Origin of the sequence: Leclercia sp. Colony189 (genome assembly GCF_009740165.1) — a bacterium.
Taxonomy (GTDB): Bacteria; Pseudomonadota; Gammaproteobacteria; order Enterobacterales; family Enterobacteriaceae; genus Enterobacter.
Window position 1 is genome coordinate 1,936,331 of sequence record NZ_CP046557.1, and the last position, 25,970, is coordinate 1,962,300.

The following is a 25,970-nucleotide window of genomic DNA, read 5'->3' on the forward strand; positions in this document are numbered from 1 at the left end:
AACCCAGCTCCGGCTGGGTTTTTCATTTTAAGGACATCACGAATGGCCACACTTGATGACGATTTAGCAAATGCCGTCTCGGAAGGATTTCGCCTGGCGCAAAGCAGTATCATCAACCAGGATCTGATTTTATCCGGGACAGGTGACGTCACCGTAACCCTGGCTGACGGGTCTAAAAAAACAGGGCCGAGCTGGTCGAAGCTGATCACTGCAGCGACCGCAGCAGGAACCAGTGCCGCTGCAGCCAAAACTTCCGAAACAAATGCCCTTGCGTCAAAAAACGCAGCTGCAACCAGTGCCACGAACGCGGCAACGTCTGAGGGTAACGCTCTCGCATCGAAGAACGCTGCCAAAACCAGCGAAACGAACGCGAAAACGTCTGAGACGAATGCTAAAACGTCGGAGACCAACGCAGCCGCCAGCGCCAGCAGTGCCGCATCATCGCTGACCGCCGCGCAGCTGCTGACGTCTGTGCCTTACGAAGAGGCTTCGTTTCCTGACGTCTGGTTGCCGCTCAATGATGACATGCGCCTGCTGGCGGGTTCCGCGCCATATGACCGGCTGATAATTTCCGGGCAGGTACTGGAGCTGCCAACAAAGTCAGCGACCTTTACCCGGTCAACCAAAGCAACGTATATCGACAAATCCGGCGTATTGCAGACCGCAGATATTAACGAACCGCGCTTTGAAAAGGCTGGGTTATTACTGGAATCTCAGGCCACAAACTTATATACAAATTCCGAGCAATGGGGAGCAGGATCGAGAGTTACCACCACGAACAACAGTGGTGACTCACCTCGTGGCGATAAAACGATGGCGCTGATAATAGAGGATACAGCGGGGGCAGAACATTACACGCAGGATCGCAATATTGCTTTGGTAGCAGGAGCAACTTATTGCTTTTCCGTTTTTGTTAAGGCTCACTCCAGCCCACGCAACTTATATTTGCGTGTTGCTTCTGGTAGCACATCTCAAACTTTCTTTGACCCGGTTACAGGGGCATGGTCTGGTAATGCGGGCGGAGCTGATTATATTGATCGCGGGTTCGAGGATTTGGGAAGCGGCATTTACCGGGTCTGGATGGCGTTCACAGCCGCCGCAAGCCAAAGCACAGTTATCCGCCTTCAATTAGCAAACGGCGTTTCATCAAACTACACCGGTGATGGCAAGTCAGGTTTATATGTATGGGGCGCGCAATTAGAGGACAGCCCTTTCCCTACTTCATATATCAAAACCGAGGCGTCTACCGTTGCGCGTACCGCAGACAGTTGGAGCATTCCTGTTGAAAATGCCGGATATAAAACTCTTGCCACTCTGTTTAATAGGACCGTTGCAGCGGAGCTAACTGCCAAGTTTATGCCTGTGGGCGGCTATACTGAGGCTATATCTGTCCAGGGCCCCAGATATGACATCGTTTGTCGACTCGATACGAATAAAATGATGCGTTCCTACCGCAGTAACCCGCTGGAGATTGCTCTAGAAAATGGGGCGTCAGGTATGTTCGCGTATACCATCACGGGCAATGCTGTATCTATGTCATTTATTGGAAAGACCACTTCAGGTACCCGAACCAATGCCGATGTTAATGCGATCACGAAATTCGGTAATGTAGCCCAGTCTACTGCAAGGTTCGTTTATTACCTTCGCAACTTCCGCATCTGGCACCGTGTCTTAACTCCCAACCAAATTAATGGACTCCGCTAATGAGAGATTTATATCTGCGCTTTAATGACGCCGACCAGATGCGCACGCAATTAATCGCGGCGGGGTTTGTGAATGATGAGGGGCAAGGTGGTTTATATCACCCTGATATCAGCCTGGATATCGTCGGCGTTATCACTGTCCCTGCTGAAGTTATCAATCCCGGTGAAGAAAACGAAATCATTAAGTACACCACCGAACCCGGCTATCACGTCAATTTGCGGGTTATGAATGACTCGCTCGATTTATCCGGGCTGAACGACTTTGTAGTTACACCGAAAACACCGGCTCGTGTCTGGGCGTAAGGGGTTACATCATGGCATTGAGAAAAGACACTGCAGCCCTGGCTGCGGCAGACGTAAAGGCACTGAGTAGTGAGTCCGGCGGTGTCGTAAACGGCAACGTGCAGGTAACTGGCAAAATGACGGTAAATGCCGGAGGCAGCGTATTTACAGACATTCACACCAGTGCGGGAGGTGGCTGCGGGGTTAATGCGTGGCGGCCTGAATCCAATAATTGGATTGAGCTAAACAACGTCAAAAATGACACCATAGAAGGAAATTTTGTAAATTACCTAACTGGTAGCTGGTACAACGGCGGCTGGTCGATTGGTGGCGTAAGAGGCTCCAGCACTAATATAGACAGGGTGCAAATTAACGCTAACGGTGGATCATCAAATTTAAACTCGTCTTTTATCTTCGGTGCTAACGGCAACGCAGGCGGCGGGACATGGAACAATCCATCAGATGAGCGACTGAAATACAACATTAAAACCATTGAAAATCCCATTGAGAAAATGCGGTCATTTCATGGGAAGACTTTCACTTATAAAAAGGGTGATGTTGATTCCGCTGGGTATATTGCCCAGGAAGTGCAAAAGGTTCTACCGGAAGTAGTCGGTGAGGATAATGACGGATTCCTGTCTCTGAATGTCGCGGGCGTTGGAGCGCTTCACCATGAGGCGATCCTGGCACTGATTGAGCGCGTTGAGTATCTGGAAGCTAAGCTCGGTTTGCAGTCAGACGAACAGTTGGAGGTTCAGCAGTAATTATCAATAGGCAGGGCTTTCTTGATCTGCTCCCTCTTTAAAACTACTGTATTTATACACAGTAAAAATAATAAGGAGGGGTTATGCCACGCAGACTTGATATTGAGGGGGCTTTTCGCACAGCTATTAAACACGAGGCCAGCGGGCGCCGCACGGTGACAACTGAGGACTTCGTGAAGCACCTGGCCTGCGCTAACTGGAACTGGTCGCTCAAAGAGGCGAACAACTGGATCGAGAGCCACATTTCGACCTTTAAAGACATTTCACCTGACGAGGGTCAGGCGCGCACTTTCATGCTCTTCAACCCGAACGGAGGTCTTTAATGGGCTTCGTATCTCCGGCCACGGACTATGTAGAGCGTAGGCTCAGTCCTGAGACTATCTGCAATGTTGGTATCGATACTCGCATCCTGGAAACATCATCCGGGTTTGCGGTTATCGAGCCAGTCACCAGGCTTGTGCAAGGTCAGGTGCTGCTAAATACTCGTTGATGGCCGGACTCAATTTGCGAAGCTCAGGGGGAGGGCATTATTCACGGATGATGGGGAAGCGATAGAGGGTGAGGCTGCGGAAGGGGTCGAGGTGATGGGGCGTGTTACGTACTTCATCAACAGCACTGATGCTGATGATATTCCGGTGTAAGTTGCCGCTCATACCTGTTCGCTCAAGGGGCAACTGATAAATCTTCATACGAAGTAGCGACTCTTTTGTGTTTTAACATTACTTTAACTGTATAGCTCGAGACATTTATCTTCAAAGCTAAAATTGAATGATGATATTGTGAATAAGATATTTTCGACAATGTTATCAGCGAACTCACGGGACTTAACCTAAATTGAATTGTGCCAATGTGCAGGTTCACACTAACATATAAATGATAATTAATAGCGCAGCAATTCTCTGGGGGTTGTTACAGAAATGGAAGAACTTAAATTAAATTCAGTTTCAGACAGCGATTATAATCAAGTCTATGCATCTGCCTCTTCCGGTGATATCGAGGCTCAAAATAAACTCGGATGTATGTACCGTGATGGCGACAGGGTTGAGCAAGACGGTAATAAAGCCGTAGAGTGGTTGACCAAGGCAGCTAACCAGGGAAGCACTATAGCCAAATTTAATCTGGGCTATATGTACAAGGATGGCGACGGTGTCCCTTTAAGTTATTCGAAGGCCATTGAGTGGTTCACATTGGCTGCAGACGAGGGGGATCTTGATTCCCTGGTTTGGCTTGGGATTCTTCACGAACGAGGCCACGGGTTTCCAAAAGACCCCTCTAAAGCTGTTGAGTATTACTCAATCGCCGCAGCCAAGGGAGACAGCTACGGACAAAACAATCTTGGAAACTCATATCGACATGGAACCGGTGTGCCTAAAGATGAAAAAAAAGCCATCGAATGGTTATCAAAGTCTGCAGCACAGGGGAATGAAATAGCTCTGATGACACTGGGCGAGATGTACATTGAACAGGGTGACTATGAAAAGGGGAAGGAGTATCTTCGTCGGGCAGGTGAGAATGGCAACCAAAGGGCTCTCGAAACGCTAAAGAAAATTGAAGCGGTTCAAGAAAAACACAGAATCGAAGATAGCATCAAGAAATTCACCTGTACCGTATGCAAAAAACAAAACCCGTGGGGACAAAAATATTGCTCTCACTGTTCTTCGATAGTTAAGTACGCGCCTGCATGGAAATATGTATGGCTCGGTGTCTTAACGGGTGTTGTTACGGCTGGATATGGTTTAACTCAAGGTGCAAGTCTGACTGAGGCGGCTTTCGCTTTTGTTTTCCCATGGCTGGCAGTAATGCTGCTGGCTAAATTGTTCGGTGGAACAAGAGCTGTTTCCATACCATGATGAACCCATTAGCTATTGTAGCGCATACCACTGTTCTTAAAATGAATAGGGCTACAGAATGGCAAATGCCATGGTAGAGGTTTGTTAATCTAAAACAATAATTAAAACTTACTGAGAGAATATTTGTGCCACGTTTTTCGTCGTCACTGTTCTGGCGAAAAATGGTTCCAGCCGTGGAGAACTCCCTCCACGGCTACTTTTCAGAAAATATCGTGACGCCTGAACAAAGAAAATTTCTTGAATAGTCGCTCGCCCTCGTTACAAAAATGGAGCGAGACAAACCTTTTCTTGTTGACGTGTATTTTGCGTCCACTTCTGGCACACAACGTCCTACCGTGGGCGCTAGAGTTAAAGACCTAATCCGCAATCATCCACATATCGAGCTCTTCAAACATCATTTCAAAAATGCGATTCAGCTTTTCAAGGTAGTTTTGCTGGCATCTTTGTTTAATCCGTTCGCTTGCATCGATTTGTCCGGCGGTCGGACGCAGTTTGCAAAATTCTTGGGCAAGGCGCTGATTGGTGATGATGGCGAGGCGATCGAGGGGGTAGTGGCGGAAGAAGTTGAGGTCATGGGCAGGGTGACGTTCTTCATCAACAGTACAGACGCTGATGACATTCCAGTGTAAAAAAATGGTTATCAAAACTCTTAGCCATCATCGCAAAAACATAGGGTTAGAAAACAGCTCAAATAAGCTCTTAAAACTGATTTTGCATTATCATTCTATTAAAAAACAATGACTTAAAGTGATTTCGTGGAACTACTGCTCCGTCATATGGAATGGTTCGAAGCCGCAGACCTGATCGTTAAAGGTATGGAAGGCGCGATTAACGCCAAAACCGTAACTTACGATTTCGAACGTCTGATGGAAGGCGCTAAGCTGCTGAAATGTTCAGAGTTTGGTGACGCGATCATCGAAAACATGTAATCCGGATTTCGGGTTGTATGTGAACGGGAGCCTGATGGCTCCCGTTTTTTATTAGCATTCTTGCGCTGCTGCGGATGCCCTACCTTCTTACTCCCTCTTTGTCTCTTTTATTGATGCCATGAATGGCTAATATCGCAACGTCCGGACAGACGTGCTGATGCACATCCGTCGTCGCGGCTATGTTTGATATTTTAATAACAAACACAGGCTTACCCGAACATCGCAAAAAAGGAGATATGCATGAAGCGTCCAAACTGGTTTCAGATTTCTGCTGAGGGTGGAAAGGCTATGGGAGCACTTCATCATTACGCTACTACCGGGACAGATTTGCCTGCCGATCTGATTCATCTGGTTTTTTTACGTGTTTCACAGATTAACGGTTGTGCGCACTGCATTGATATACATACGCGCGACCTTATCAAAAGCGGCATGTCCGTCGAAAAATTGGTCCTGGTGCCGGTGTGGCGAGAAGCGACCTACCTTTTCTCGGATGTGGAGCAAGCTGCGCTTGCATGGGCAGAAGAAGTGACCCTTATCAGTGAAACACACGCTTCTGATGAAGCCTATTCCGCAGCGCTTGCTCTATTTGGTGAAAAAAATCTGGTTGAACTGACCATTGTGATTGCCACCATGAATGCCATCAATCGGATGGGCATCAGTTTCCGCATGAAGCCGCTCGCTAAAGCATGAAATCATACCCGTTGGTTTAGTTTCACTTTGTGCGTACAGCAGATCTTAAGCCAGACCGCAGAGGGCTCAAATAAATGAGCCCTGAATTGAGCTTGAGGCCGATAAATCCCGGTTATTTTAATTTGAAACCGCGCTGCATGACCGTTTCGCGTAAATTGATTCGCCCGCCGAGATAATCCATGCTGGTCGCGGAATCAACGACGGAGCCGGTCCAGGTTTTGTCGCGCATATTCTGGCGACGACGAAATGCCTGATATGCATTTTCATAGCCTTCAAGATAGGTGCGATAGCGATCCTGTTGGTAGCGATTGTAATGGAGCACCATTGGCTGAGCCGGTCGCGGGCGAATGCTGCTGGTTCTGGCTCTGTCGGGCCACCCGGTTGCCATGCCAAACGTGACAAAGCTGTACTCAGGCAGGTTGATGATTTCCGCCACCTCTTTGGCAATATTACGCATCACCCCGAGATAGACTATTCCTAAGCCTATGGATTCCGCTGCAACGGCAGCGTTCTGGGCGGCAAGGGCGGCATCAATCGATGCCATCAGGAAAGAGTCGAGGTAGTCGAGCACAACAGGCTCTTTACCGGCATCTTTTGTTATTCCTGCCCCTCGCGACAGATCTGCCACCCAGAGGAGCAGGGCGGGTGCTTCCTCAATCCACGGGATACGATCCACGGGCACTGAACGTGCTACGGTATCTGAAATACGCTGTTTAAGCGCCGGGTCCGTAACGGCTACCAGGCTCCACTGATTCAGGGCAGAGGAGTTTGAGGCTGATTGCGCTGCAGCGACCATGGTCTCTATTGCCCCATCCGGGAGAGGTTCAGGCAAAAATGTCCTGACAGATTTATGGCCCAGCAGGGCTTCGACCTGCGGCGTCCAGATAATGTTGTCTGGTTTGGGTTGCTCAACACCGTATCGGGCTTCCAGCAACGCCTGTTGTTTTGCAGTAACGTCAGTCATGGTTTTACTCTCCTTCGGCAAATTTCATGACCGCAGGATAGCGGGAGTTGCCACACGGATAAGCCCCCCATTTACGACTTCAGTTTCCATATGTGTGCACAATCAGATGGCATACTTTAAAATAGAGTCATGGATCATCTGTTAGCTATACGTATATTCCAGCGCATCGTAGAGACGCGCTCTTTCACAAAGGCCGCAGCACACCTGGATTTGCCGCGCTCCACTGTCAGTAAGAATCTCAAATTATTAGAGGAACATATAGGCACAAAGCTGATACAGCGCACGACACGTACTGTCACCTTAACGACCGAGGGGGCCGAGTATTACAGAAGGATCAGTAAGCTCGTCACTAAACTCGATGAAACCGAAGGCGCCATTCGGGATATGGGCGCCGCCGCGAAAGGAAGGCTGCGCATCGATCTTCACTCCTCGCTGGCGAATTTTGTCCTGATGCCGGTACTCGAAGAGTTTCGTGAACGCTATCCCCATATACAGCTGGCGCTTGGGGTGGGCGATCGCCCGGTTAATCTTATAGAGGAAGGTGTAGACTGCGTCATTCGCGCAGGTGAGCTGACGGATTCTTCTCTGATTGCGCGAACGCTGTATAAAGATCGCTTAATTACCTGTGCAAGCCCCGGCTACCTGAAACAGTATGGCGTGCCCAAAAAACTGACTGACCTTGAAAATGGACATAAAATCGTCGGCTATTTCAGTGCTGCAACCGGTGAGGCCTGGCCTCTGCGTTTCATGAGCAGGGGAGGCGAAAAACAGTTGGCAGCATTTGATATCGCCGCGAATGATAGTGCCGCGCTGATAAGTATGCTTGTCCACGGCATGGGCATAGGGCAAACACATGCTTCCGTAAGCCGTCGCTTTATAGCATCGGGTGAACTTGTTCCTGTTCTTGAAGAGGTTACGCACAGACAATTTCCTGTCTCTATTATTTTCCCGCCAACAAAGCCGTTAAATGGCCGATTGAGAATATTCATCGACTGGATGATTGAGAGATTTTCTGGAAATAGTACCTGGTAGGAAGCCGATGGGTGCCCGTTTTTTATGGTTACGCAGGAGGAATAATGCTTGATGAGACAGCGCTTCGCCGCATTGCCGCAGGTGAACTCTTGGCGGCAACACCAGCAGAGCTTGCCGCCGAACTTCTGACTATCCGTCAGGAGAACGCCCGCCTGAAGCAGCTTCTCGCAACCGAAGTGAAGCTCCCTTATGTCAGCGCCAGCCCGGTGTGTGATATCGAGGCCGGATACGCGGCAGGCGTCACCGACTGTAAAGAGGCGATACGTCGGGCAGGATTTTTAATCGAAGGGGATGATTAAAAGATGAAACCCGACGGATGCCGGGCCTGCTCACGTTAAAACCAGTTAAATTTGTCCGAGAGTATAAGCAACAAGGAACTGGCACAAATAAGGTTAATACAAATCACGAATCTGCTGGAAACATTCATGTTATCAATACCATTATGGCTGTACTGGGATTGTGCTAATAAGCGTAATCGCAAATCCCAGAACGTCAAATCGCAGGATAACAGGCAAAAAAAAGCCCACGAAACGTGGGCAAGTAATACTGGAAGCAATGTGAGCAATGTCGTACTGAATACCTGAGTGATTTGCTCAACTATTCAGTATTGAGAAAGATAATGTTTCTCATTAACGATTACAACCCCATCTTTTGTGTGGGACGCCGTTTGTGGACTTAATCTTAAAATATTCACGTGATGGCTATCACAAACTTGCATTTCTGAATCCTGTGCTAAGCTTTCTGTGTACTTGATTTGACGACAAAAACCATACAGAGAGGAAAGCAGTTATGGGAATCATATCCTGGATTATCTTTGGGCTTATTGCAGGTATTCTGGCGAAGTGGATCATGCCGGGCAAAGATGGCGGTGGGTTCATCGTTACGGTCATTCTGGGCATCATCGGTGCCGTAGTGGGTGGCTGGATCAGTACCCTGTTCGGATTCGGCAGAGTCGATGGCTTTAACTTCGGCAGCTTTATGGTTGCAGTAATTGGTGCGCTGGTGGTGCTGTTTATTTACCGTAAGGTAAGAAGCTAACCCGACACACTTCAGAAAAAAGACCGCCAATAGGCGGTCTTTTTCCGCGATTCACCACCAGCCTAACTGGCTTCCGGCCACGCCACAATGGCGACAATCAGCATAATAATCGTCGTTTTTCTCATTTATCCCCCAGGCGCAGCGTAGCCGCCGATAAAAAACCACGTTAAAAACACCACCGCCGTGATAAAAATCACGATCGGGAACAGAATACCAAGCCGCATGCTATCACCTGTCCTGAAATACAAAACCCGTCGAGTGTACGGGGTTAATCGATATTGAGAAAGGGCGTTTTCCGTTTCCCTTTTTTATCGCTGTACATGGCGGCGTCGGCTACCCGCAGTGCGCTATCTGCATCCAGTCTGGCAGGATCCACCTCAATCACCCCCAGGCTGGCGCCCGGGTAGACCAGATGCACATCCCCCAGCCAGTACTCCCCGGCGATCTGTGCGCTCAGCTGTCTCTTCAGCACCGTCAGCGACGTCTGCTCGCCGCTTTCGCTATCATGACTCAGGCAGGCCACCAGGAACTCGTCGCCACCCAGCCTGCCGACGATATCATCCTCGTCGCGTCCTTCATTCAACCGTTTACCCACTTCCACCAGGAACCGATCGCCAGCCTCATGGCCAAAGCGATCGTTAATAAGTTTGAAATTATCCAGATCGATATAGGCGATAATGGCGTTGCGGTTCAGATGACGCGCCAGCGAGAAGAGGGTGGTGAGATTTTCAAAAATCGCGCGACGGTTAGGCAGCCCGGTCAGGGCATCGGTATAGGACCAGGTAATCAGGGCGGCGTTAGCTTCACGCAACTGCCGGACAAGCGACTCTTTCTCAATGTACTGGGCGATGAGCCCGGCGAAGAGCTTTAAGACCTGCTCGCCGCGTTCGCTCAACGGTTGTTTATGGGTGCTGGTGGCGCAGAGGGTGCCATAGAGCGAACCATCCGTCAGATGAACCGGTATGCTCACGTAGGTGGTGATACCCAGCGCTTTTGCCGCGTCGCAGTCTGCAAAGCGTTCGGGGACGTTATCGCTATAGAAGCAGTCGGAATCGATCGCCCGTTTGCACAGCGTGTCGCCCCAGGGAACGCTGAGCCCTTCCGGGATTTGCATCTGTTTGCTGTTTCTGGCGTAGAGAATATGCTGCAGACGGGCGTTGATATCAATTTTGGTAAGGTAGGTGGACTCCATGTCCGTCACTATCTCAAGCATTTCGAGCAGCTGACGCACCAGGCCCTCAAGTGATTGCTCAGTGCTGAGCGTTTCTGAAACACGGGCAAGAATAATATCCGACATGACGCTGCTCAACTCCCCTTACAGATGATCTCTGTACCTGTCTGATTTGCTCAAAGATTGACGGCGGATAGTAAAACATGAATTAACAACATTTCATATATTCAGGCGAGGAAGGGCACATTCTGGCAGGAAAAAGCCCCGGCGCAGGGCCGGGGAAAATAACAGCTTGATTACGGAATGATGTTCTCTGGTCTTTGCGAGAACGATGGCACTATAGCGAGGAAAGATGTCGGCAGAATGAAGAAATCATGGAGAAAGATTAACCGCCTCCCCTGGTGACAGGGCAGACCGGCTGGGATAAACTTTGCTAAGATAATTCTTAAACTCTCAGTATCCAGCACGAGGAAGTATGTTCCAGTTAAATCCGGGCAGCCTGGCGATGGTTATCGGCGCCCGCACGCCAGCAGGTCGTCGCAATATTGGTAAATCTGTGGAGCTGTTTAGCCTCTGTCAGCCGGGGCAGCGTTTTTTAAACCCGGTCAACGGCGTGGTGACCGAGCTGCCGCGAGGGGCAGAACGTCCCCTGTGGCTGGTGACCGGTGATGTCTGGTCGGTGGATAACCAGCACGGTTTTGCCTTTGTTCGCCCGGAACACCTGATGCCGCTCACTCCTGAAGAGGCGCCTGAAACTCTCGACGCGCTGATGCTGGACTGAATTACAGCTTACGCAGCCAGTCGGCTAACACCAGCGCGTGATTTTGCTCCCGGTCTTTCGCGCCGTAGAGCAGCGTCACGGGCTGGTTGTCTGCCAGACGGGCAATGCGCCGCCCCTCATCTTCCTGCAAGGCCAGCTCCTGACGATAATGTTTGCTGAAGCTGGCGAAATCGATGGTCTCACTGTGAAAGTCCTTGCGCAGTGCATTGGAAGGCGCCAGCGTTTTACACCACTCATCGCACGCTAACGCCTCCTTTTTCATGCCCCGCGGCCAGAGTCGATCCACCAGGATACGGTAGCCATCGTCCTGGCTTGCCTCGTCATACAGTCGTTTGCACTGAATCATTCTCTTGCTCCTTAATCCGGGTGACGCGGTGCTGGCGGTCACGATCGTAACGCTATCACAGGTTGGCTTTCCGCTTTTGCCCACTTATTTTAAGGTGTTGTGATATCAACGAAAGATCGGTAGTCTGACGCGCCTTATGTTATCTGATATTTATCTGGCATAAGGATCACTGTATGGAACTCTCTGCCCTAAAAGATACCCTCCGAATTGCGCTGGTCGGCGACTACAATCATGACGTGCCGGCTCACCAGGCGATTCCTCTCGCCATTGATGATGCCGCCGCGGTGCTGGACATTACCGCCGACTACGACTGGCTGGCCACCACCGAATTAACCAGCCCGGAAGACCTGGTCGGCTACGACGCGATCTGGCTGGTTCCTGCAAGTCCCTATAAAAATGCTGACGCTGCGTTCATTGCGGCGCGGTATGCCCGGGAGAACAGCGTGCCGTTTCTGGGCACCTGCGGCGGATTCCAGCATGCGCTCATTGAATATGCGCGTAACGTTCTTGGCTGGCAGGATGCCGCCCACGCAGAAACCGATACCGCAGGGCGAATGGTCATTGCCCCCCTGACCTGCTCGCTGGTGGAGGTCGCCGATACCATTGAACTACGCGCTAACACCCTGATCGCTAAAGCCTATGGTCAGGAGGAGATCGAGGAAGAATATCGCTGCAATTATGGCGTTTCGCCTGAATTTGCGCAGGAGCTGGAGAAGGGCGATATGCGCGTCACCGGCTGGGACGCGCAGGGGGAGATCCGTGCCGTAGAGTTGGTCACCCATCCATTCTTTGTGGCGACGCTGTTCCAGCACGAGCGCGCTGCCCTTGCAGGGCGTCCTGCGCCGCTGGTGCAGGCGCTGCTTCGCGCGGCACAGAGTTACTGAATAAAGGGCTTAGCCGGGTGTGATCTCCCGGTCACGCCCGGCAAGGATCCCGCACACGGCCATGATGACTGACACCAGCGCACAGGCCAGCAGCGGGATCCGCCAGTCGCCGTTGGTATCATGGATTTTACCCATCAGCGGCGGGCCACAGGCGGCAAGCAGATAGCCGACCGATTGCGCCATCCCGGAAAGGGCTGCCGCCTGATGGGCCGAACTGGCGCGCAGGCCAATAAACGTCAGGCCGAGGATCATCGTCGCACCGGAGCCAAAGCCAAAAATCAGCGTCCACATCACCGCCATCGCTGGCATAAACCACAGCCCGGCAGCACTTACCGCACACATCATCGCCGCCAGTCCGGCGATACCGCGCTGATCTTTCAGGCGAAGCAGGATCAGCGGCACGACAATTCCCGGTGCCGCGGTCGCCAGCTGTAACAGCCCGTGCAGGGAACCCGCCTCGGTTTCGCTGTATCCGTGACTCTGCAGGATCGCCGGAAGCCAGCCAATAATCACATAGTAAATCAGCGAGTTAATCCCCAGAAACAGCGTCACCTGCCAGGCCAGTGCGGAACGCCAGATACCCCGGCTGTGCAGGGCGCGGGCGCCGCTCAGGGAGCCGGCAGGGCGCTGACGCCATTGCGGGAGCCACAGCAGCAGGGCCAGCAGAGGAAATACCATCAGCATTAACAGCGCGCCGTGCCAGCCCGCGCCGCTCAGGGCAACCGGCACCACCAGCGCCGAGCCCAGCGCGGCGGCAGCTCCCATGGTCAGGGAGTACGCCCCGGTAAGTTTCGCCACCTGGCCGGGGAAATCGCGTTTGATCAGCCCCGGGAGCAGGACGTTGCCCAGCGCAATACCGCAGCCAATGATGGCGGTGCCGCCAAACAGCAATGCCGAAGAGGGAAGTGAACGCAGGGCAATCCCGGCGATGATCAGCAGCAGGGCGATAAACAGGCTGCGCTCCATCCCGATGCGCCGGGCGAGGCCGGCCGCCAGCGGCGAAATCAGCGCAAAGGCCAGCAGGGGAAGGGTGGTAAGCAGTCCGGTCTGGGCGGTGGTCAGGGCATAATCTGTACGAATAGCATCCAGCAGCGGCGCTGCACCGGTAAAGGTCACCCGCAGTGAGGTGGCAATCATCAGGATCCCGGCAATCAACAGCGCTCGCTGTTTGCCGGTAGCAGAAAGGGCAAGGGTCATGGGAATCTCTTACGTCGAAATGAGGCTACAGGATACGCATTTTCACCGTGGTTGAAATCAAGCTAAAATGACAGATTATCGCTAATATCGGACAAAATGATGCCTGGACTCGGCCTTGCGGGATACGATCCCGACAGCCAGCACGATCCTGCGGTGGCGTTTCATGTGCGCGTGGTGGAAGACGAGCAGCGCATTCCGTTCCACCAGCACCGCAAAGGTCAGCTGATCCTCGCCCTGCACGGAGCCATTACCTGCGAGGTGGAAAATGCCATGTGGATGGTGCCCCCGCAGTTCGCCGTCTGGATCCCCGGCCTGCTGCCGCACAGCAATAAGGCCACGCCCAGCGCCCGCCTCTGCTTTTTGTTTATTGAACCCGGCGCGGTATCGATGCCGGACCGCTGCTGCACCCTGAAAATTTCACCTCTGGTGCGGGAGTTGATCCTGACCCTGGCGGAGCGCAGCCCCGCTGAGCAGGAGCCTGCCACCCGGCGGCTGGTGCAGGTGCTGTTTGATGAGCTGCCCCGACAGCCCCAGGAGCAGCTGCAGCTCCCTGTATCCACGCACCCCAAAATCCGCCTGATGAGTGACACCATGGCCGAATCGCCTGCCGCCTGGCAGACGCTGCACCAGTGGGCGCGCCATTTTGCGATGAGTGAGCGCAATCTCGCCCGGCTGGTGGTCAGCGAAACCGGGCTCAGCTTTCGCCGCTGGCGGCATCAGCTCCAGCTGATTGTCGCCCTGCAAGGGCTCATTAGCGGGCAGTCGGTGCAGCAGGTGGCGCAAAACCTGGGTTATGACTCCACCACGGCATTTATCACGATGTTCAAAAAAGGGCTGGGCCAGACCCCGGCCCGGTATGTCGCCAGCCTCGCTACGACTTCCCGATAAACAACGACACCAGCCCGGCGGCGATCAACGGGCCGACCGGGACGCCGCGGAAGAGCGCCACGCCTAACACCGTACCCACCAGCAGGCCCGCGACCAGCGTGGGCTGGGAGCTCATCAGCGTAACGCCGCGACCACCAAGCCAGGAGACAAATACCCCCACGGCAATGGCGATCAACGATTTCCAGTTCATAAAGGCATGGATAAGCGTGGAAGCCGGTAAAGTGCCGCTGGCGATGGGGGCCATCACCCCGATGGTCAGGATGATGATCCCCACCGTCAGCCCCTGTTTTTCAATCCACGGGAAAAAACCGCTAAGCGGCGTCACGCGAACGATGATCAGAACCAGAATTGATATTGCGACCGTGGTGTTATGGCTGATAAAGCCCAGCGCGGCCAGGCCCAGAAGAATGAGCAGGGTAGGGTCAAACATAGGGTATTCCTTGCCAAAATAGAAAAGTAAGCCTGCTTACTTTACGTGCTCGCGTGCCGGTAAAAAGGATTTTGTGCAAAAAAGAGTGTGATTTGGGCGATTGCCTGAAGTGGAGAGACGGTGCGGGTTAACGCCACGGACAGGCGGTTCAGCCGGGAAAAAATGGCGTTATTTTGAATATTCGCTGCTGGCGTTGAGTATCAGCAAAACCAACAACATGACAATTTTCAACTTTTTTCTACCGCTCTTATTCTCCTCACGCAACGTTGTTCCGGTTTACCCCCTTCGGCAAACTTTATGTAGTTTATGTGCCTGCTCGTTAAGCGCTTTCGTTATCGAAAGGATTCGGTTTCGCAGCGGTACACCACGCCACTCTTCAATCAGGCACAGCAATGAAAAAATTTACGTTTCCCCCCCATCCTCTGGCTCTGGCACTGCTCACCGCCTTTTCCGGCGCAGCGCTTGCCGCGGGGACTATCAGCACAGCACCGGTTCTTTCTCCACTTGAAGTGGTCACGTCGCCCAAAACCCCGCGCCAGCCGGTGCCGGCCAGCGACGGCTCGGATTACCTCAAAACCATCCCCGGCTTTAGCCAGATCCGTAATGGCGGCAGCAATGGCGATCCGGTATTTCGCGGCATGTTTGGCTCACGTCTGCGCCTGCTGACCAACGACAGCGAAATGCTCGGCGCCTGTCCGGCGCGAATGGATGCGCCAAGCTCGTACATCTCGCCGGAAAGCTACGATCTGCTGACGGTCACCAAAGGGCCGGAAACCGTACTCTGGGGGCCGGGGAACTCCGCCGGGACGGTACGCTTCGAACGTGAACCGCCCCGTTTTGACAGCGCCGGCATCAAGGGCGACGCCAGCTTTCTCGCCGCTTCGAATGACCGCTTCGATGAAAATGCCGATGTCAGCTTCGGTAACGACACGGGCTATGTACGCCTCAACGGCAATAAATCGAAAGCGGGCGACTACAAAGACGGTAACGGCGAGCGCGTGGCCTCGAAATGGGACAAGTGGAACACCGATCTGGCCATCGGCTGGACACCGGATGCGGATACGTTACTGGAACTCACCGCCGGTCAGGGGGATGGCGACGCAAGCTATGCCGGGCGCGGCATGGACGGATCCCAGTTCAAGCGCGAAAGCCTGGGCCTGCGCTTTAAGAAAGAGAATATCGGCGACATTTTCGATTCCCTGGAGATGAGTGCCTATTACAACTACGCCAACCACATCATGGACAACTACTCCATGCGCTCCCCCGGCACCCCGGACTCCGGCTCCATGAACGGCATGCCGATGGGATCGATGGATATGTCGATGCCGATGGAAAAACAGGTCGATCGTCGCACCGTCGGCGGCAGGATGTTGGGGACCTGGCTATGGTCAGATTTCCAGCTGCAAAGCGGGCTGGATATGCAGACCAACACCCATCGCAGCAACGAAGATGATGAGGACAAAGGCTGGCAGGAAGATGCACGTTTTCACGATTATGGCGCGTTCGGCGAGCTGACGTGGAATGCGACCGATCTGAGTAAAGTGATTGGCGGCGCGCGTCTGGATAAGGTCGAAGTGGATAACTATACCGGCATCGGCAGCGACAGCCGCGAGGATACCCTTCCGGCGGGCTTCCTGCGCGTGGAGCATAATCTGGGCGCGGCACCGGCGATGGTCTACGCCGGGCTCGGTTATACCGAACGATTCCCCGATTACTGGGAGCTGTTTTCGCCCACCTATGGCCCGGACGGCACCTCGGATGTCTTTGATAATCTCAAACCAGAGCAAACCACCCAGCTTGACGTCGGCGCCCAGTATAAAGGCGAGCGTACCACCGGGTGGATCTCCGCCTATGTCGGGCGCATCAACGACTTTATTCTGTTTAGCTACGATCCTGACGATTCCCACGTCAGCCAGGCCGACAACGTGGATGCCACCATTATGGGTGGGGAGATGGGCGCCTCCTGGCAGCTGAGCGATCAGTGGAAAACCGACGCTACCCTTAACTACTCCTGGGGGGAGAACACGGACGACCACCAGCCGCTGCCGCAAATGCCGCCGCTGGAGGCTCGTCTTGGCCTCACGTGGGAGCAGGGCGACTGGAGTTCAACCGGCCTGCTGCGCATGGTGAGCCCGCAGCATCGGGTGGCGATGAACGAAGGTAACGTGGTCGGCAAAGATTTCGATCAGAGCGCTGGCTTTGCCATTCTCTCCGCCAACGCGGCATGGAAGGTGAATAACTACCTGAAGCTGAGCAGTGGGGTCGATAACCTGCTGGACAAAAACTACAGCGAACATCTTAACCTGGCGGGGAACAGCAGCTTTGGCTACTCCTCCGACACGCCGGTCAATGAACCGGGTCGGACCGTGTGGGCAAAAATGAACGTTACGTTCTGACAGAAAGCTAACGTAAAACCGCCGGTCAATGACCGGCGGTGGCGTTAACTGTTGCTGGTGGCAGATTGCTTATGGAAAAGCTCTCTGAATACCGGATAGATATCGTCCTGGTCGCGAATGTGCTGCATCGCGAAGTTATCAAACGTGCTTTGCAGATGTTCATACTCACGCCACAGCGTCTGGTGAGCGCGGCGGGTGATCTCGATATAGCTGTAGTAACGCACAACCGGCAGCAGTTTTTTCGCCAGAATTTCATGGCACAGCGGCGAATCGTCTGCCCAGTTATCACCGTCCGACGCCTGAGCAGCATAGATGTTCCACTGCGCCGGGTCGTAACGCTCCTTCACCACCTCATCCATCAGCTTCAGGGCACTGGAAACGATAGTCCCCCCCGTCTCCTGTGAGTAGAAGAACTCATGCTCATCCACCTCCTTGGCCTGGGTGTGATGGCGAATATAGACCACTTCCACGTTCTTATAGGTTCGGCTCAGGAAGAGATAGAGCAGAATATAAAAGCGCTTGGCCATATCTTTGGTAGCCTGATCCATCGAGCCGGAAACGTCCATCAGGCAGAACATCACCGCCTGGCTTGAAGGCTCAGGACGCTTTTCATAGTTCTTGTAACGCAGGTCAAAGGTGTCGATAAAAGGCACGCGCTCGATTTTGGCGCGCAGTTCGGCGATCTCTTTGCGTAAACGCTCCTCTTCCAGCAGCTGCGCTGGCTCGCTTTTCGCCACAATATCCAGGCTTGCTTCCAGCTCGCGCAGTTCACGCCGTTTGCCCGCGGTCATGGCGGTACGGCGCGCCAGTGAGTTCTGCAGCGAACGCACCACGCTGATATTTGCCGGCACGCCGTTGGCGGTAAAACCGGCCCGGTGGGTTTTGTATTCGTTCAACTGACGATGCTGGTTCTTCTTCAGATTCGGCAGGGCCAAATCCTCAAACAGCAGATCCAGGTACTCATCCTTGGAGATCTGAAACACAAATTCGTCCTGACCTTCACCGTCCTGGCTGGCCTGGCCCTGACCACTGCCGCCTCCACCGCCGCCCCCCTGTGGACGTTCAATACGGTCATTCTGGACAAAATGGTCATTACCGGGATGAACGCGATGGCGCAAACCACCGCGCCCCTGATGGAACATCGGTTCGCTAATATCATCCGTCGGGATAGAGACGGACTCCCCACTGTCTACGTCGGTCACCGAACGCTTGTTAATGGCCTCGGAGATCGACTGTTTGATTTGCGCTTTATAACGACGCAAGAAGCGCTGGCGATTCACCGTGCTCTTGTTTTTGCCGTTAAGACGCCGGTCAATAAACCAGGTCATATGCCCCCCGTACTGCATTTGCCAACTTTCAGTGCCCGTAAGTGCCGGACAGCGCTGACGCTTATCCGGCCTACGGAACATTGTTGTAGGCCCGGCAAACCACACGCCGCCGGGCTTTTTGGGCTGTTAAGATGACTTACGCACGCGCAGGTACCATTCGCAGAGCAGGCGAACCTGTTTGCGGGTGTAACCTTTCTCCATCATGCGGTCGACAAAATCGTCGTGCTTTTTCTGCTCGTCGGTTGAGGTTTTGGCATTGAACGAAATGACCGGCAACAGCTCCTCGGTATTGGAGAACATTTTCTTCTCAATAACGGTGCGCAGTTTTTCGTAGCTGGTCCAGTTTGGATTCCGTCCGCTGAAGTTCGCTCTGGCGCGCAGCACGAAGTTGACGATCTCGTTACGGAAGTCTTTCGGGTTACTGATCCCGGCAGGCTTCTCGATTTTTTCCAGTTCCGCATTCAGTGACTCGCGGTCAAACAGCTGGCCGGTATCCGGGTCGCGGTACTCCTGATCCTGGATCCAGAAATCGGCATAGGTGACGTAGCGGTCAAAAATGTTCTGTCCATACTCGGAGTAAGATTCCAGATAGGCGGTCTGGATCTCTTTGCCAATAAACTCGGCGTATTTCGGGATCAGATAGCCTTTCAGGAACTCCAGGTAACGTTCAGCCTGTTCCTGCGGGAACTGTTCACGTTCAATCTGCTGCTCCAGCACGTAGAAGAGGTGTACCGGGTTAGCGGCCACTTCGGTGTGGTCAAAGTTGAACACACGGGAGAGGATTTTAAACGCGAAACGCGTGGAGAGACCGTTCATCCCTTCATCGACACCGGCGTAGTCACGATACTCCTGATAGGATTTCGCTTTCGGGTCGGTATCTTTCAGGCTTTCACCGTCGTAAACACGCATTTTCGAGTAAATGCTGGAGTTTTCTGGCTCTTTCAGGCGCGACAGGATCGAGAAGCGCGACAGCGTCTCCAGGGTTCCCGGGGCGCAAGGGGCATGAACCAGCTCACTGTGGTTAAGCAGTTTTTCGTAAATCTTGATCTCTTCGGAGATCCGCAGGCAGTAAGGCACTTTGACAATGTAAACACGGTCAAGGAACGCCTCGTTGTTTTTATTGTTTCTGAACTGAACCCATTCAGATTCGTTGGAGTGCGCCAGGATAATGCCGTTAAACGGCAGGGCGGAAATACCTTCCGTCCCGTTGTAGTTACCTTCCTGGGTTGCCGTCAACAGTGGATGCAGCACCTTAATCGGCGCTTTAAACATCTCGACGAACTCCATAATCCCCTGGTTGGCGCGGCACAGCGCACCGGAATAGCCGTATGCGTCAGGATCGTTTTGCGCGTGGTTTTCCAGTTTACGGATATCCACTTTACCGACCAGAGCAGAGATATCCTGGTTGTTCTCATCACCCGGTTCAGTTTTGGCAATCGCAATCTGCTCCAGAATGGATGGCCATACTTTTACCACACGGAATTTAGTGATATCACCGCCAAATTCGTGCAGGCGTTTCGCTGCCCACGGCGACATGATCGTCCCGAGATAGCGGCGAGGGATGCCGTACTCTTTATCCAGTATCTGCGCATCTTCCTGCGGGTTAAACAGGCACAGCGGATGGTCGTTCACCGGGCTGCGTTCACCGTTGGCGCTCAGGACGTAGATAGGTACGCGCTGCATCAACGATTTCAGCCTCTCGGCCAGCGAGGATTTACCGCCGCCAACGGGACCCAACAGATACAAAATCTGCTTCTTCTCTTCCAGACCCTGAGCAGCATGTTTCAGATAAGAGACAATCTGCTCGATGGCATCTTCCATGCCGTAAAATTCTTCAAACGCAGGATATCGGGCGACGACCCGATTCGAAAACAGACGGGAAAGCCGTGGCTCCTGGGCGGTATCAACCATATTTGGCTCACCGATAGCCATCAATAGTCGTTCCGCCGCATTGGCATAAGCACTGCGATCTTGCCGGCAGATGGTAAGAAACTCCTGCAGTGTGAACTCTTCGTCCTTGGCAGCTTCATAACGCTGGCGATAGTGATCGAATATATTCATGGCATGCCGTCCTTTCGTTTTTTAGCACAGGAAAAGAGCCGTTCATATGAATAGTAGAGGCTCCCGGAAGCGGGATCCGTTGCACCTCACTGCCAGAGCAGCAACCCGTGTGCCAGGTCGGGCGGCTGAAACTGCGGGGTGATCAGGTATTCAGCTTCTTAAAATTAAGCGTAGATGGCATTTGCAAAACTTGCATGTATGCCAAAACTAATTTCAATGACATATCAATAACTCATCCAAAAAAATAGCCAAATCTTAAACGTCAAACACACTTATTTCACTGAACGGTAATGCGCGTGACAGCGTTTCGTCATCTGCCGCAAACAAAATATTCTGTTAATCAAATTGATTAGCAGACAAAAAATTTTGAGCAATGGGGGAGATGACGGTTACACTTCACTCGCTGATTATTTGACTACAGGAAAGAATGGATTGTGACCAAACTCAAACTTCTGGCACTGGGGATTATCGTTGCCACCTCAGTAAGTACAGCATACGCGGAGAATCAGTGGTCAATTGGTGCTGGTGTCGGCGTAATCAATAGCCCTTATAAACAGTACGATCGTGATTTCTACCCGGTTCCGGTTATCACCTATGAAGGCGATAACTTCTGGTTCCGTGGGCTGGGCGGTGGCTACTATCTGTGGAACGACCAGACCGACAAACTCTCCATCATGGCTTATTACGACCCGACGCACTTCAAGCCTGGCGACAGTGACAACCGTCAGCTGCGCCAGCTGGACAAGCGTAAAAGCACCATGATGGCGGGGATTTCATGGGTACATAACACGCAGTACGGTTTCCTGCGCACCGCCCTGGCTGGCGACACGCTCGACAACAGTAACGGTTATATCTGGGATCTGGCGTGGTTGTACCGTTACACCAACGGCGGGCTGACGCTCACCCCGGGCATCGGTCTGGAATACAACAGCGACAACTACAACGACTACTATTATGGCGTTTCCCGTAACGAAGCACGACGCAGCGGCCTGCGCAGCTACGATGCAGACGACAGCTGGCAACCGTACCTGGAGCTGACGGCCAGCTATAAATTCGCCACGGACTGGAACGTCTACGGTACCGGCCGCTATACCCGTCTCAGCGATGAGGTGAAAGACAGCCCGATGGTTGATAAATCGTGGACCGGTCTGATGTCGGTGGGTGTGACCTACAGTTTCTGATTGTGCATTTGTACTGCGCAATTTGTGCATCATAACGGGGCCCTCGGGCCCCGTTTGTTTTAGGGTGGTGCAGACAAACAGGAGCGTATTATGAGCGAAAAAACCGTCAACTTTGGCGACAACAGGGTGCTTCCGGCCATCGGTCAGGGCACCTGGTATATGGGTGAAAAGGCAAGCCGGCGCCGCCAGGAGAGCGATGCCTTACGGGCAGGCATTGAGCGGGGGCTGACCCTGATCGATACCGCGGAGATGTATGCCGAGGGCGGCGCGGAAGAGGTGGTTGGCGAGGCGATTAAAGGCCTGCGCGATAAGGTCTTTCTGGTCTCCAAAGTCTACCCGTGGAATGCCGGTGGCAAAAAAGGGATTGCCGCCTGCGAAGCCAGCCTGCGCCGTCTGGGCACCGATCATATTGACCTCTATCTGCTGCACTGGCGGGGAAATTATTCTCTGGCAGAGACTGTCGAACTGATGGAGACGCTGCAACAGCAGGGCAAAATTGGCCGCTGGGGCGTCTCGAACCTTGATTATGCGGATATGCAGGAGCTGGGACAGGTGCCGGGCGGGCAGGCCTGTGCCACCGATCAGGTGCTCTACCATCTGGCCTCACGCGGTATCGAATATGATCTGTTGCCCTGGTGCCAGCAACAGCAGATGCCGGTGATGGCCTATTGCCCGCTGGCGCAGGCCGGGCGACTGCGCGCCGGGCTGATGAATCACCCGGTGGTCAATGCGATTGCCAGAGAGTACAACGCCACGGCGGCCCAGGTGCTGCTGGCGTGGGTGATCGGTCACCCTGGGGTGATGGCGATCCCGAAGGCGTCATCAATCATGCATGTGGAAGAGAACGCGGGCGCGCTGTGCATTACCCTCTCAGCAGAGGCGTTACAGAAGCTGGATGCCGCCTTCCCGGCGCCGAAAAACAAAACGGCATTAGACGTGGTGTGATGTGTGCGTCATGCCCTCTCAGCATGGAGAGGGCAAGGGCAGGGCATTAACGCTTCACAATGTGAATGGTCTGTCCCAGACGGGTCGGTTTCTCTTCCGTCGCTTTTTGCGGTTCGCTGACGCAGGCGGTCTCTACGCAGACAAAGGTTTTATAACCGTCATCCGGCATATCGCCCATGCTGACTGACAGCGCCGGGCCAGGGTTCCAGCCAACCACGTTGCTGTGGTGGTGATGAATTACTTCAATGGCGCGGTTCAGGGAGGTATCTTCGATAACGCTGCACGCTTCCGGGTTCAGATAGACGCGGTCGGTACGATCCGGGAAGGTTTGCGCGCCGTCGGTCAGTCGGCCTTCTTTCGCATTATCCACTTTGTCGATAAAGGTATCGCCAAGGCCGTTCACGGTGACGGCAGCGATATCGCCGACGTTGAAGTAAGTGTGCAGGGCGGAAGTGGTTTCAAATTCACCGTGCGCTTCCAGTTCGATCTCGCAGGTTTTACCCAGCTTAAAGCGGGCATAGAGAGTGAAGTCGTGCGGCCAGAGTTTGCGCGTTTCGTCATCGCTCTGCAGTTCAAAGGTTAACACCACACCGGACTCATCTTCGTTGTGGGCTTTCAGCGTCCACGGCAGGTTGCGGGCAAAACCGTGCGACGGCAGACCCTCCTGCGCCGCCGGGCCAAACCACGGCCAGCAGATTGGTACGCCGCCGCGAATAGCGGCCCCTTTTTTGAAAGAGGTGTTATCGCTTAGCCACAGCGCTTCCATTTCACCTTCCGGCTGCCAGGAGAGCAGGTGCGCGCCGTGCAGGGCAACAGAAGCCTGAACCTGCGGATGGTCAACTACGATCACTTCAACATCGTCAATCTGACGGCGGGAAAGCACAGGAGTAAGCTGTTCGACTACCGGAAGTGCAAAAATTGTTTTAATCATTACGCAATCCTCTGTCTTTAAAGCAAAAAAAAGGCGACCAGGGGTCGCCTTTTTGGATCAATTTCTCATCTCACTTATTTGGAGATGTGAGCGATCAGGTCCAGAACTTTGTTAGAGTAGCCGGTTTCGTTGTCGTACCAGGAAACCAGTTTCACGAAGTTGTCGTTCAGTGCGATACCTGCTTTAGCATCGAACACGGAAGTGCACACTTCGCCGTTGAAATCGGTAGAAACAACGTCGTCTTCGGTGTAACCCAGAACGCCTTTCATTGGGCCTTCAGAAGCCGCTTTGATTGCTTTCTTGATTTCTTCGTAGCTTGCTGCTTTTTCCAGACGAACGGTCAGGTCAACAACAGATACGTTTGGAGTTGGAACGCGGAACGCCATACCAGTCAGTTTGCCGTTCAGTTCTGGCAGAACTTTACCTACAGCTTTAGCTGCGCCGGTAGAAGATGGGATGATGTTCTGAGCTGCGCCGCGGCCGCCGCGCCAGTCTTTGTGAGACGGGCCGTCAACGGTTTTCTGAGTCGCGGTGGTTGCGTGAACAGTAGTCATCAGACCTTCGATGATGCCGAAGTTGTCGTTGATAACTTTTGCCAGCGGTGCCAGGCAGTTGGTGGTGCAGGATGCGTTAGAAACGATGTCCTGGCCAGCGTAAGTTTCGAAGTTAGCACCACGAACGAACATTGGGGTATTGTCTTTGGAAGGACCAGTCAGAACAACTTTTTTCGCGCCAGCGGTGATGTGCTTACGCGCAGTTTCGTCGGTCAGGAAGATACCGGTTGCTTCAGCAACAACGTCAACACCGATTTCGTTCCATTTCAGGTTAGCTGGGTCTTTTTCAGCAGTAACACGGATGGTTTTGCCATTAACAACCAGGTGGCCGTCTTTCACTTCAACGGTGCCGTTGAAACGACCGTGAGTTGAGTCGTACTTCAGCATGTATGCCATGTACTCAGCGTCTAACAGATCGTTGATGCCAACGATTTCGATGTCAGAACGTTCCTGCGCAGCACGGAAAACAATACGGCCGATACGGCCAAAACCGTTGATACCTACTTTGATAGTCATATATTCCACCAGCTATTTGTTAGTGAATAAAAGGTTGCGTGTAAAATTACAAAAACCTTACGCAGCGTCAAGCGGAATCGTGTCAATCATTGCGACAAATCAATCCTTAGCATTAGCTTTGCTCGATTGACCTACCTCACATTCCCTTGGAGCTTGCACCCATATGGGGCCTGCGCACGGAATTTTAAAGGGCTGCCCACATAAAAACGTGGAGTAGATCACATTTGTCTGACCGCCTCTGCGCAACGAGTAAGTTTAGATCAAAAGTACATACTTCAGTGTTAATGTTTTGTTAGAATCGACAGTAAAAGTTGTCTGTTTCAACTGCGAGATGTAAGCCTATGTCGAATCAACATAACTCCGATGAACTGAAAAAAAACCTCACCGAAATGCAGTTCTACGTGACGCAAAATCACGGGACGGAACCGCCATTCACCGGGCGTCTGCTGCATAACAAAAGGGACGGTGTTTACCACTGCCTGGTCTGTGACGCTGCGCTGTTTAACTCCCAAAGTAAATACGATTCTGGCTGTGGTTGGCCAAGCTTCTATGAACCGGTCAGTGAAGAGGCTATTCACTATCTGAAGGACCTCAGCCACGGTATGGAGCGCATCGAGATCCGCTGCGGAAACTGTGACGCCCATCTCGGTCACGTCTTCCCGGATGGCCCACAGCCGACAGGCGAGCGTTTTTGCGTCAATTCCGCCTCCTTAAGCTTCACCGACGACGAGAATGGCGACCAGACGAAAGGTTGAAAAATCGATTCAGCAAATTATTCCTTCGGAGCCCGATTTAACATGAATATTGAAGAGATGATCAATGGCATGACGCCGGAAGTGTATCAGCGTCTGGTCACGGCGGTAGAGCTGGGCAAATGGGCCGATGGCGTGGCCCTGACCCCGGAGCAGAAAGAGAATTGCCTGCAACTGGTGATGCTCTGGCAGGCGCGCAATAACACCGAAGCGCAGCATATGACCATCGACACCCAGGGCCAGATGGTGATGAAAAGCAAACAGCAGCTGAAGGAAGATTTTGGTATTGCACCGAAGCCGATTGCGACGCTGAAGGTCCAGTAAGCAGAACCTTTGCAGCCCGGTGAATGGCTCACC

The 25,970-nt window shown here is 52.9% G+C and carries 29 protein-coding genes and 2 pseudogenes; 20 read left to right on the plus strand and 11 right to left on the minus strand.

Annotated elements, in window-relative coordinates:
• Window positions 1-42: 42 nt before the first annotated feature.
• The 9 genes and pseudogenes from GNG29_RS09165 (at window position 43) to GNG29_RS09200 (ending at window position 6,218) form a co-directional block, all read left to right on the plus strand.
• Window positions 43-1,704: a hypothetical protein gene (locus GNG29_RS09165; protein WP_156654329.1), complete on the plus strand. Its 1,662-nt coding sequence runs from the start codon at window positions 43-45 to the stop codon at window positions 1,702-1,704.
• Window positions 1,704-2,006, plus strand: coding sequence for a hypothetical protein (locus GNG29_RS09170; RefSeq protein WP_156654330.1), 303 nt, complete (start codon window positions 1,704-1,706; stop codon window positions 2,004-2,006). The genes GNG29_RS09165 and GNG29_RS09170 overlap by 1 nt, the downstream gene beginning before the upstream one ends.
• 11 nt (window positions 2,007-2,017) lie before the next feature.
• Window positions 2,018-2,749, plus strand: a complete 732-nt coding sequence (locus GNG29_RS09175) for a tail fiber domain-containing protein (RefSeq protein WP_156654331.1) — start codon at window positions 2,018-2,020, stop codon at window positions 2,747-2,749.
• Window positions 2,750-2,832: 83 nt separating this feature from the next.
• Window positions 2,833-3,072: a DNA polymerase V gene (locus GNG29_RS09180; protein ID WP_156654332.1), complete on the plus strand. Its 240-nt coding sequence runs from the start codon at window positions 2,833-2,835 to the stop codon at window positions 3,070-3,072.
• A pseudogene (locus GNG29_RS23310) lies at window positions 3,072-3,390 on the plus strand (hypothetical protein). Before GNG29_RS09180 ends, GNG29_RS23310 begins: the two are co-directional and overlap by 1 nt.
• 276 nt (window positions 3,391-3,666) lie before the next feature.
• On the plus strand, window positions 3,667-4,599 hold the full coding sequence (locus GNG29_RS09185; RefSeq protein WP_156654333.1) for a tetratricopeptide repeat protein: 933 nt from the start codon (window positions 3,667-3,669) through the stop codon (window positions 4,597-4,599).
• 266 nt (window positions 4,600-4,865) lie between these two features.
• Entirely contained in the window at window positions 4,866-5,228 is a 363-nt protein-coding gene (locus tag GNG29_RS09190; RefSeq protein ID WP_156654334.1) for a hypothetical protein, read from the plus strand.
• A gap of 129 nt (window positions 5,229-5,357) precedes the next feature.
• Window positions 5,358-5,528, plus strand: a pseudogene (locus GNG29_RS09195) (isocitrate/isopropylmalate family dehydrogenase); the annotation flags it as partial.
• Between the two features lie 240 nt (window positions 5,529-5,768).
• Window positions 5,769-6,218 carry a carboxymuconolactone decarboxylase family protein gene (locus GNG29_RS09200; protein ID WP_103179238.1) on the plus strand — a complete coding sequence of 150 codons (450 nt, stop codon included), beginning with the start codon at window positions 5,769-5,771 and terminating at the stop codon, window positions 6,216-6,218.
• 112 nt (window positions 6,219-6,330) lie between these two features.
• Here GNG29_RS09200 and GNG29_RS09205 read toward each other — a convergent pair whose 3' ends face one another.
• Window positions 6,331-7,182, minus strand: a complete 852-nt coding sequence (locus tag GNG29_RS09205) for a nitroreductase family protein (RefSeq protein WP_103179239.1) — start codon at window positions 7,180-7,182, stop codon at window positions 6,331-6,333.
• A gap of 129 nt (window positions 7,183-7,311) precedes the next feature.
• On the opposite strand from GNG29_RS09205, the gene GNG29_RS09210 reads away from it, so the two are divergent.
• Both GNG29_RS09210 and GNG29_RS09215 read left to right on the plus strand, forming a co-directional pair.
• Window positions 7,312-8,214, plus strand: coding sequence for a LysR family transcriptional regulator (locus GNG29_RS09210; protein WP_156654335.1), 903 nt, complete (start codon window positions 7,312-7,314; stop codon window positions 8,212-8,214).
• Between the two features lie 44 nt (window positions 8,215-8,258).
• Window positions 8,259-8,513, plus strand: a complete 255-nt coding sequence (locus tag GNG29_RS09215) for a hypothetical protein (RefSeq protein WP_103179241.1) — start codon at window positions 8,259-8,261, stop codon at window positions 8,511-8,513.
• Between the two features lie 35 nt (window positions 8,514-8,548).
• Here the strand turns inward: GNG29_RS09215 and yncL are convergent, their stop codons facing one another.
• Window positions 8,549-8,641 (minus strand): stress response membrane protein YncL, encoded by a 93-nt coding sequence (gene yncL / locus GNG29_RS23515; RefSeq protein WP_156654336.1) that lies wholly within the window; start codon window positions 8,639-8,641, stop codon window positions 8,549-8,551.
• A gap of 362 nt (window positions 8,642-9,003) precedes the next feature.
• Here yncL and GNG29_RS09225 point away from each other — a divergent pair, with 362 nt between their 5' ends.
• Window positions 9,004-9,252: a GlsB/YeaQ/YmgE family stress response membrane protein gene (locus GNG29_RS09225; RefSeq protein WP_032617669.1), complete on the plus strand. Its 249-nt coding sequence runs from the start codon at window positions 9,004-9,006 to the stop codon at window positions 9,250-9,252.
• Between the two features lie 125 nt (window positions 9,253-9,377).
• Here GNG29_RS09225 and GNG29_RS09230 read toward each other — a convergent pair whose 3' ends face one another.
• Complete coding sequence (locus GNG29_RS09230) at window positions 9,378-9,476, minus strand: YoaK family small membrane protein (RefSeq protein ID WP_103179242.1); 99 nt, start codon at window positions 9,474-9,476, stop codon at window positions 9,378-9,380.
• Between the two features lie 44 nt (window positions 9,477-9,520).
• Window positions 9,521-10,549 (minus strand): sensor domain-containing diguanylate cyclase, encoded by a 1,029-nt coding sequence (locus GNG29_RS09235; protein WP_103179243.1) that lies wholly within the window; start codon window positions 10,547-10,549, stop codon window positions 9,521-9,523.
• Between the two features lie 349 nt (window positions 10,550-10,898).
• Between GNG29_RS09235 and GNG29_RS09240 the strand changes: the two genes are divergently transcribed.
• The gene (locus GNG29_RS09240; protein WP_103179244.1) at window positions 10,899-11,204 is read left to right on the plus strand and encodes a hypothetical protein; all 306 of its coding nucleotides are present in this window, start codon (window positions 10,899-10,901) and stop codon (window positions 11,202-11,204) included.
• A 1-nt stretch (window position 11,205) separates the two neighbouring features.
• Here GNG29_RS09240 and GNG29_RS09245 read toward each other — a convergent pair whose 3' ends face one another.
• Window positions 11,206-11,550, minus strand: a complete 345-nt coding sequence (locus tag GNG29_RS09245) for a DUF488 domain-containing protein (RefSeq protein WP_103179245.1) — start codon at window positions 11,548-11,550, stop codon at window positions 11,206-11,208.
• Between the two features lie 173 nt (window positions 11,551-11,723).
• Between GNG29_RS09245 and GNG29_RS09250 the strand changes: the two genes are divergently transcribed.
• The gene (locus GNG29_RS09250; RefSeq protein WP_103179246.1) at window positions 11,724-12,434 is read left to right on the plus strand and encodes a CTP synthase; all 711 of its coding nucleotides are present in this window, start codon (window positions 11,724-11,726) and stop codon (window positions 12,432-12,434) included.
• Between the two features lie 9 nt (window positions 12,435-12,443).
• On the opposite strand, the gene GNG29_RS09255 is transcribed toward GNG29_RS09250, so the two are convergent.
• Window positions 12,444-13,631, minus strand: a complete 1,188-nt coding sequence (locus GNG29_RS09255; protein ID WP_103179247.1) for a CynX/NimT family MFS transporter — start codon at window positions 13,629-13,631, stop codon at window positions 12,444-12,446.
• A gap of 96 nt (window positions 13,632-13,727) precedes the next feature.
• On the opposite strand from GNG29_RS09255, the gene GNG29_RS09260 reads away from it, so the two are divergent.
• Window positions 13,728-14,519, plus strand: coding sequence for a helix-turn-helix transcriptional regulator (locus GNG29_RS09260; RefSeq protein WP_103179248.1), 792 nt, complete (start codon window positions 13,728-13,730; stop codon window positions 14,517-14,519).
• Here GNG29_RS09260 and GNG29_RS09265 read toward each other — a convergent pair.
• Window positions 14,503-14,949: a DUF441 domain-containing protein gene (locus GNG29_RS09265; RefSeq protein ID WP_103179249.1), complete on the minus strand. Its 447-nt coding sequence runs from the start codon at window positions 14,947-14,949 to the stop codon at window positions 14,503-14,505. The genes GNG29_RS09260 and GNG29_RS09265 overlap by 17 nt on opposite strands.
• Window positions 14,950-15,341: 392 nt before the next feature.
• Here GNG29_RS09265 and GNG29_RS09270 point away from each other — a divergent pair, with 392 nt between their 5' ends.
• On the plus strand, window positions 15,342-17,345 hold the full coding sequence (locus GNG29_RS09270; protein ID WP_156654337.1) for a TonB-dependent copper receptor: 2,004 nt from the start codon (window positions 15,342-15,344) through the stop codon (window positions 17,343-17,345).
• Window positions 17,346-17,389: 44 nt separating this feature from the next.
• On the opposite strand, the gene GNG29_RS09275 is transcribed toward GNG29_RS09270, so the two are convergent.
• Together GNG29_RS09275 and yeaG are read right to left on the minus strand one after the other, a co-directional pair.
• Window positions 17,390-18,673, minus strand: a complete 1,284-nt coding sequence (locus tag GNG29_RS09275; RefSeq protein ID WP_103823926.1) for a YeaH/YhbH family protein — start codon at window positions 18,671-18,673, stop codon at window positions 17,390-17,392.
• A 126-nt stretch (window positions 18,674-18,799) separates the two neighbouring features.
• Window positions 18,800-20,734 carry a protein kinase YeaG gene (yeaG, locus tag GNG29_RS09280; RefSeq protein ID WP_103179251.1) on the minus strand — a complete coding sequence of 645 codons (1,935 nt, stop codon included), beginning with the start codon at window positions 20,732-20,734 and terminating at the stop codon, window positions 18,800-18,802.
• 434 nt (window positions 20,735-21,168) lie between these two features.
• Between yeaG and GNG29_RS09285 the strand changes: the two genes are divergently transcribed.
• Both GNG29_RS09285 and GNG29_RS09290 read left to right on the plus strand, forming a co-directional pair.
• Window positions 21,169-21,915 carry a MipA/OmpV family protein gene (locus GNG29_RS09285; protein ID WP_156654338.1) on the plus strand — a complete coding sequence of 249 codons (747 nt, stop codon included), beginning with the start codon at window positions 21,169-21,171 and terminating at the stop codon, window positions 21,913-21,915.
• A gap of 90 nt (window positions 21,916-22,005) precedes the next feature.
• Window positions 22,006-22,860: an aldo/keto reductase gene (locus tag GNG29_RS09290; protein WP_156654339.1), complete on the plus strand. Its 855-nt coding sequence runs from the start codon at window positions 22,006-22,008 to the stop codon at window positions 22,858-22,860.
• 46 nt (window positions 22,861-22,906) lie between these two features.
• Here the strand turns inward: GNG29_RS09290 and GNG29_RS09295 are convergent, their stop codons facing one another.
• Window positions 22,907-23,791, minus strand: a complete 885-nt coding sequence (locus GNG29_RS09295; protein WP_103179254.1) for a D-hexose-6-phosphate mutarotase — start codon at window positions 23,789-23,791, stop codon at window positions 22,907-22,909.
• A 74-nt stretch (window positions 23,792-23,865) separates the two neighbouring features.
• Complete coding sequence (gapA, locus tag GNG29_RS09300; protein WP_061495017.1) at window positions 23,866-24,861, minus strand: glyceraldehyde-3-phosphate dehydrogenase; 996 nt, start codon at window positions 24,859-24,861, stop codon at window positions 23,866-23,868.
• Between the two features lie 341 nt (window positions 24,862-25,202).
• On the opposite strand from gapA, the gene msrB reads away from it, so the two are divergent.
• Together msrB and GNG29_RS09310 are read left to right on the plus strand one after the other, a co-directional pair.
• Window positions 25,203-25,616, plus strand: a complete 414-nt coding sequence (msrB, locus tag GNG29_RS09305) for a peptide-methionine (R)-S-oxide reductase MsrB (protein ID WP_103179256.1) — start codon at window positions 25,203-25,205, stop codon at window positions 25,614-25,616.
• 42 nt (window positions 25,617-25,658) lie between these two features.
• Window positions 25,659-25,937, plus strand: coding sequence for a YeaC family protein (locus GNG29_RS09310; protein ID WP_103179257.1), 279 nt, complete (start codon window positions 25,659-25,661; stop codon window positions 25,935-25,937).
• The last annotated feature ends 33 nt before the right edge of the window (window positions 25,938-25,970 follow it).

Excerpts from the sequence above, each read along its gene's own strand:
- GNG29_RS09265 (WP_103179249.1), bottom strand. The coding sequence starts at position 14,949 with ATGTTTGACCCTACCCTGCTCATTCTTCTGGGCCTGGCCGCGCTGGGC.
- gapA (WP_061495017.1), bottom strand. The coding sequence starts at position 24,861 with ATGACTATCAAAGTAGGTATCAACGGTTTTGGCCGTATCGGCCGTATT.
- GNG29_RS09225 (WP_032617669.1), top strand. The coding sequence starts at position 9,004 with ATGGGAATCATATCCTGGATTATCTTTGGGCTTATTGCAGGTATTCTG.
- GNG29_RS09250 (WP_103179246.1), top strand. The coding sequence starts at position 11,724 with ATGGAACTCTCTGCCCTAAAAGATACCCTCCGAATTGCGCTGGTCGGC.
- GNG29_RS09245 (WP_103179245.1), bottom strand. The coding sequence starts at position 11,550 with ATGATTCAGTGCAAACGACTGTATGACGAGGCAAGCCAGGACGATGGC.
- GNG29_RS09175 (WP_156654331.1), top strand. The coding sequence starts at position 2,018 with ATGGCATTGAGAAAAGACACTGCAGCCCTGGCTGCGGCAGACGTAAAG.
- GNG29_RS09290 (WP_156654339.1), top strand. The coding sequence starts at position 22,006 with ATGAGCGAAAAAACCGTCAACTTTGGCGACAACAGGGTGCTTCCGGCC.
- GNG29_RS09190 (WP_156654334.1), top strand. The coding sequence starts at position 4,866 with ATGGAGCGAGACAAACCTTTTCTTGTTGACGTGTATTTTGCGTCCACT.
- yncL (WP_156654336.1), bottom strand. The coding sequence starts at position 8,641 with ATGAATGTTTCCAGCAGATTCGTGATTTGTATTAACCTTATTTGTGCC.
- GNG29_RS09170 (WP_156654330.1), top strand. The coding sequence starts at position 1,704 with ATGAGAGATTTATATCTGCGCTTTAATGACGCCGACCAGATGCGCACG.
- GNG29_RS09260 (WP_103179248.1), top strand. The coding sequence starts at position 13,728 with ATGATGCCTGGACTCGGCCTTGCGGGATACGATCCCGACAGCCAGCAC.
- GNG29_RS09310 (WP_103179257.1), top strand. The coding sequence starts at position 25,659 with ATGAATATTGAAGAGATGATCAATGGCATGACGCCGGAAGTGTATCAG.
- yeaG (WP_103179251.1), bottom strand. The coding sequence starts at position 20,734 with ATGAATATATTCGATCACTATCGCCAGCGTTATGAAGCTGCCAAGGAC.
- GNG29_RS09180 (WP_156654332.1), top strand. The coding sequence starts at position 2,833 with ATGCCACGCAGACTTGATATTGAGGGGGCTTTTCGCACAGCTATTAAA.
- GNG29_RS09255 (WP_103179247.1), bottom strand. The coding sequence starts at position 13,631 with ATGACCCTTGCCCTTTCTGCTACCGGCAAACAGCGAGCGCTGTTGATT.
- GNG29_RS09295 (WP_103179254.1), bottom strand. The coding sequence starts at position 23,791 with ATGATTAAAACAATTTTTGCACTTCCGGTAGTCGAACAGCTTACTCCT.
- GNG29_RS09270 (WP_156654337.1), top strand. The coding sequence starts at position 15,342 with ATGAAAAAATTTACGTTTCCCCCCCATCCTCTGGCTCTGGCACTGCTC.
- GNG29_RS09230 (WP_103179242.1), bottom strand. The coding sequence starts at position 9,476 with ATGCGGCTTGGTATTCTGTTCCCGATCGTGATTTTTATCACGGCGGTG.
- GNG29_RS09235 (WP_103179243.1), bottom strand. The coding sequence starts at position 10,549 with ATGTCGGATATTATTCTTGCCCGTGTTTCAGAAACGCTCAGCACTGAG.
- GNG29_RS09205 (WP_103179239.1), bottom strand. The coding sequence starts at position 7,182 with ATGACTGACGTTACTGCAAAACAACAGGCGTTGCTGGAAGCCCGATAC.
- GNG29_RS09165 (WP_156654329.1), top strand. The coding sequence starts at position 43 with ATGGCCACACTTGATGACGATTTAGCAAATGCCGTCTCGGAAGGATTT.
- GNG29_RS09185 (WP_156654333.1), top strand. The coding sequence starts at position 3,667 with ATGGAAGAACTTAAATTAAATTCAGTTTCAGACAGCGATTATAATCAA.
- GNG29_RS09215 (WP_103179241.1), top strand. The coding sequence starts at position 8,259 with ATGCTTGATGAGACAGCGCTTCGCCGCATTGCCGCAGGTGAACTCTTG.
- GNG29_RS09240 (WP_103179244.1), top strand. The coding sequence starts at position 10,899 with ATGTTCCAGTTAAATCCGGGCAGCCTGGCGATGGTTATCGGCGCCCGC.
- GNG29_RS09275 (WP_103823926.1), bottom strand. The coding sequence starts at position 18,673 with ATGACCTGGTTTATTGACCGGCGTCTTAACGGCAAAAACAAGAGCACG.
- msrB (WP_103179256.1), top strand. The coding sequence starts at position 25,203 with ATGTCGAATCAACATAACTCCGATGAACTGAAAAAAAACCTCACCGAA.
- GNG29_RS09210 (WP_156654335.1), top strand. The coding sequence starts at position 7,312 with ATGGATCATCTGTTAGCTATACGTATATTCCAGCGCATCGTAGAGACG.
- GNG29_RS09200 (WP_103179238.1), top strand. The coding sequence starts at position 5,769 with ATGAAGCGTCCAAACTGGTTTCAGATTTCTGCTGAGGGTGGAAAGGCT.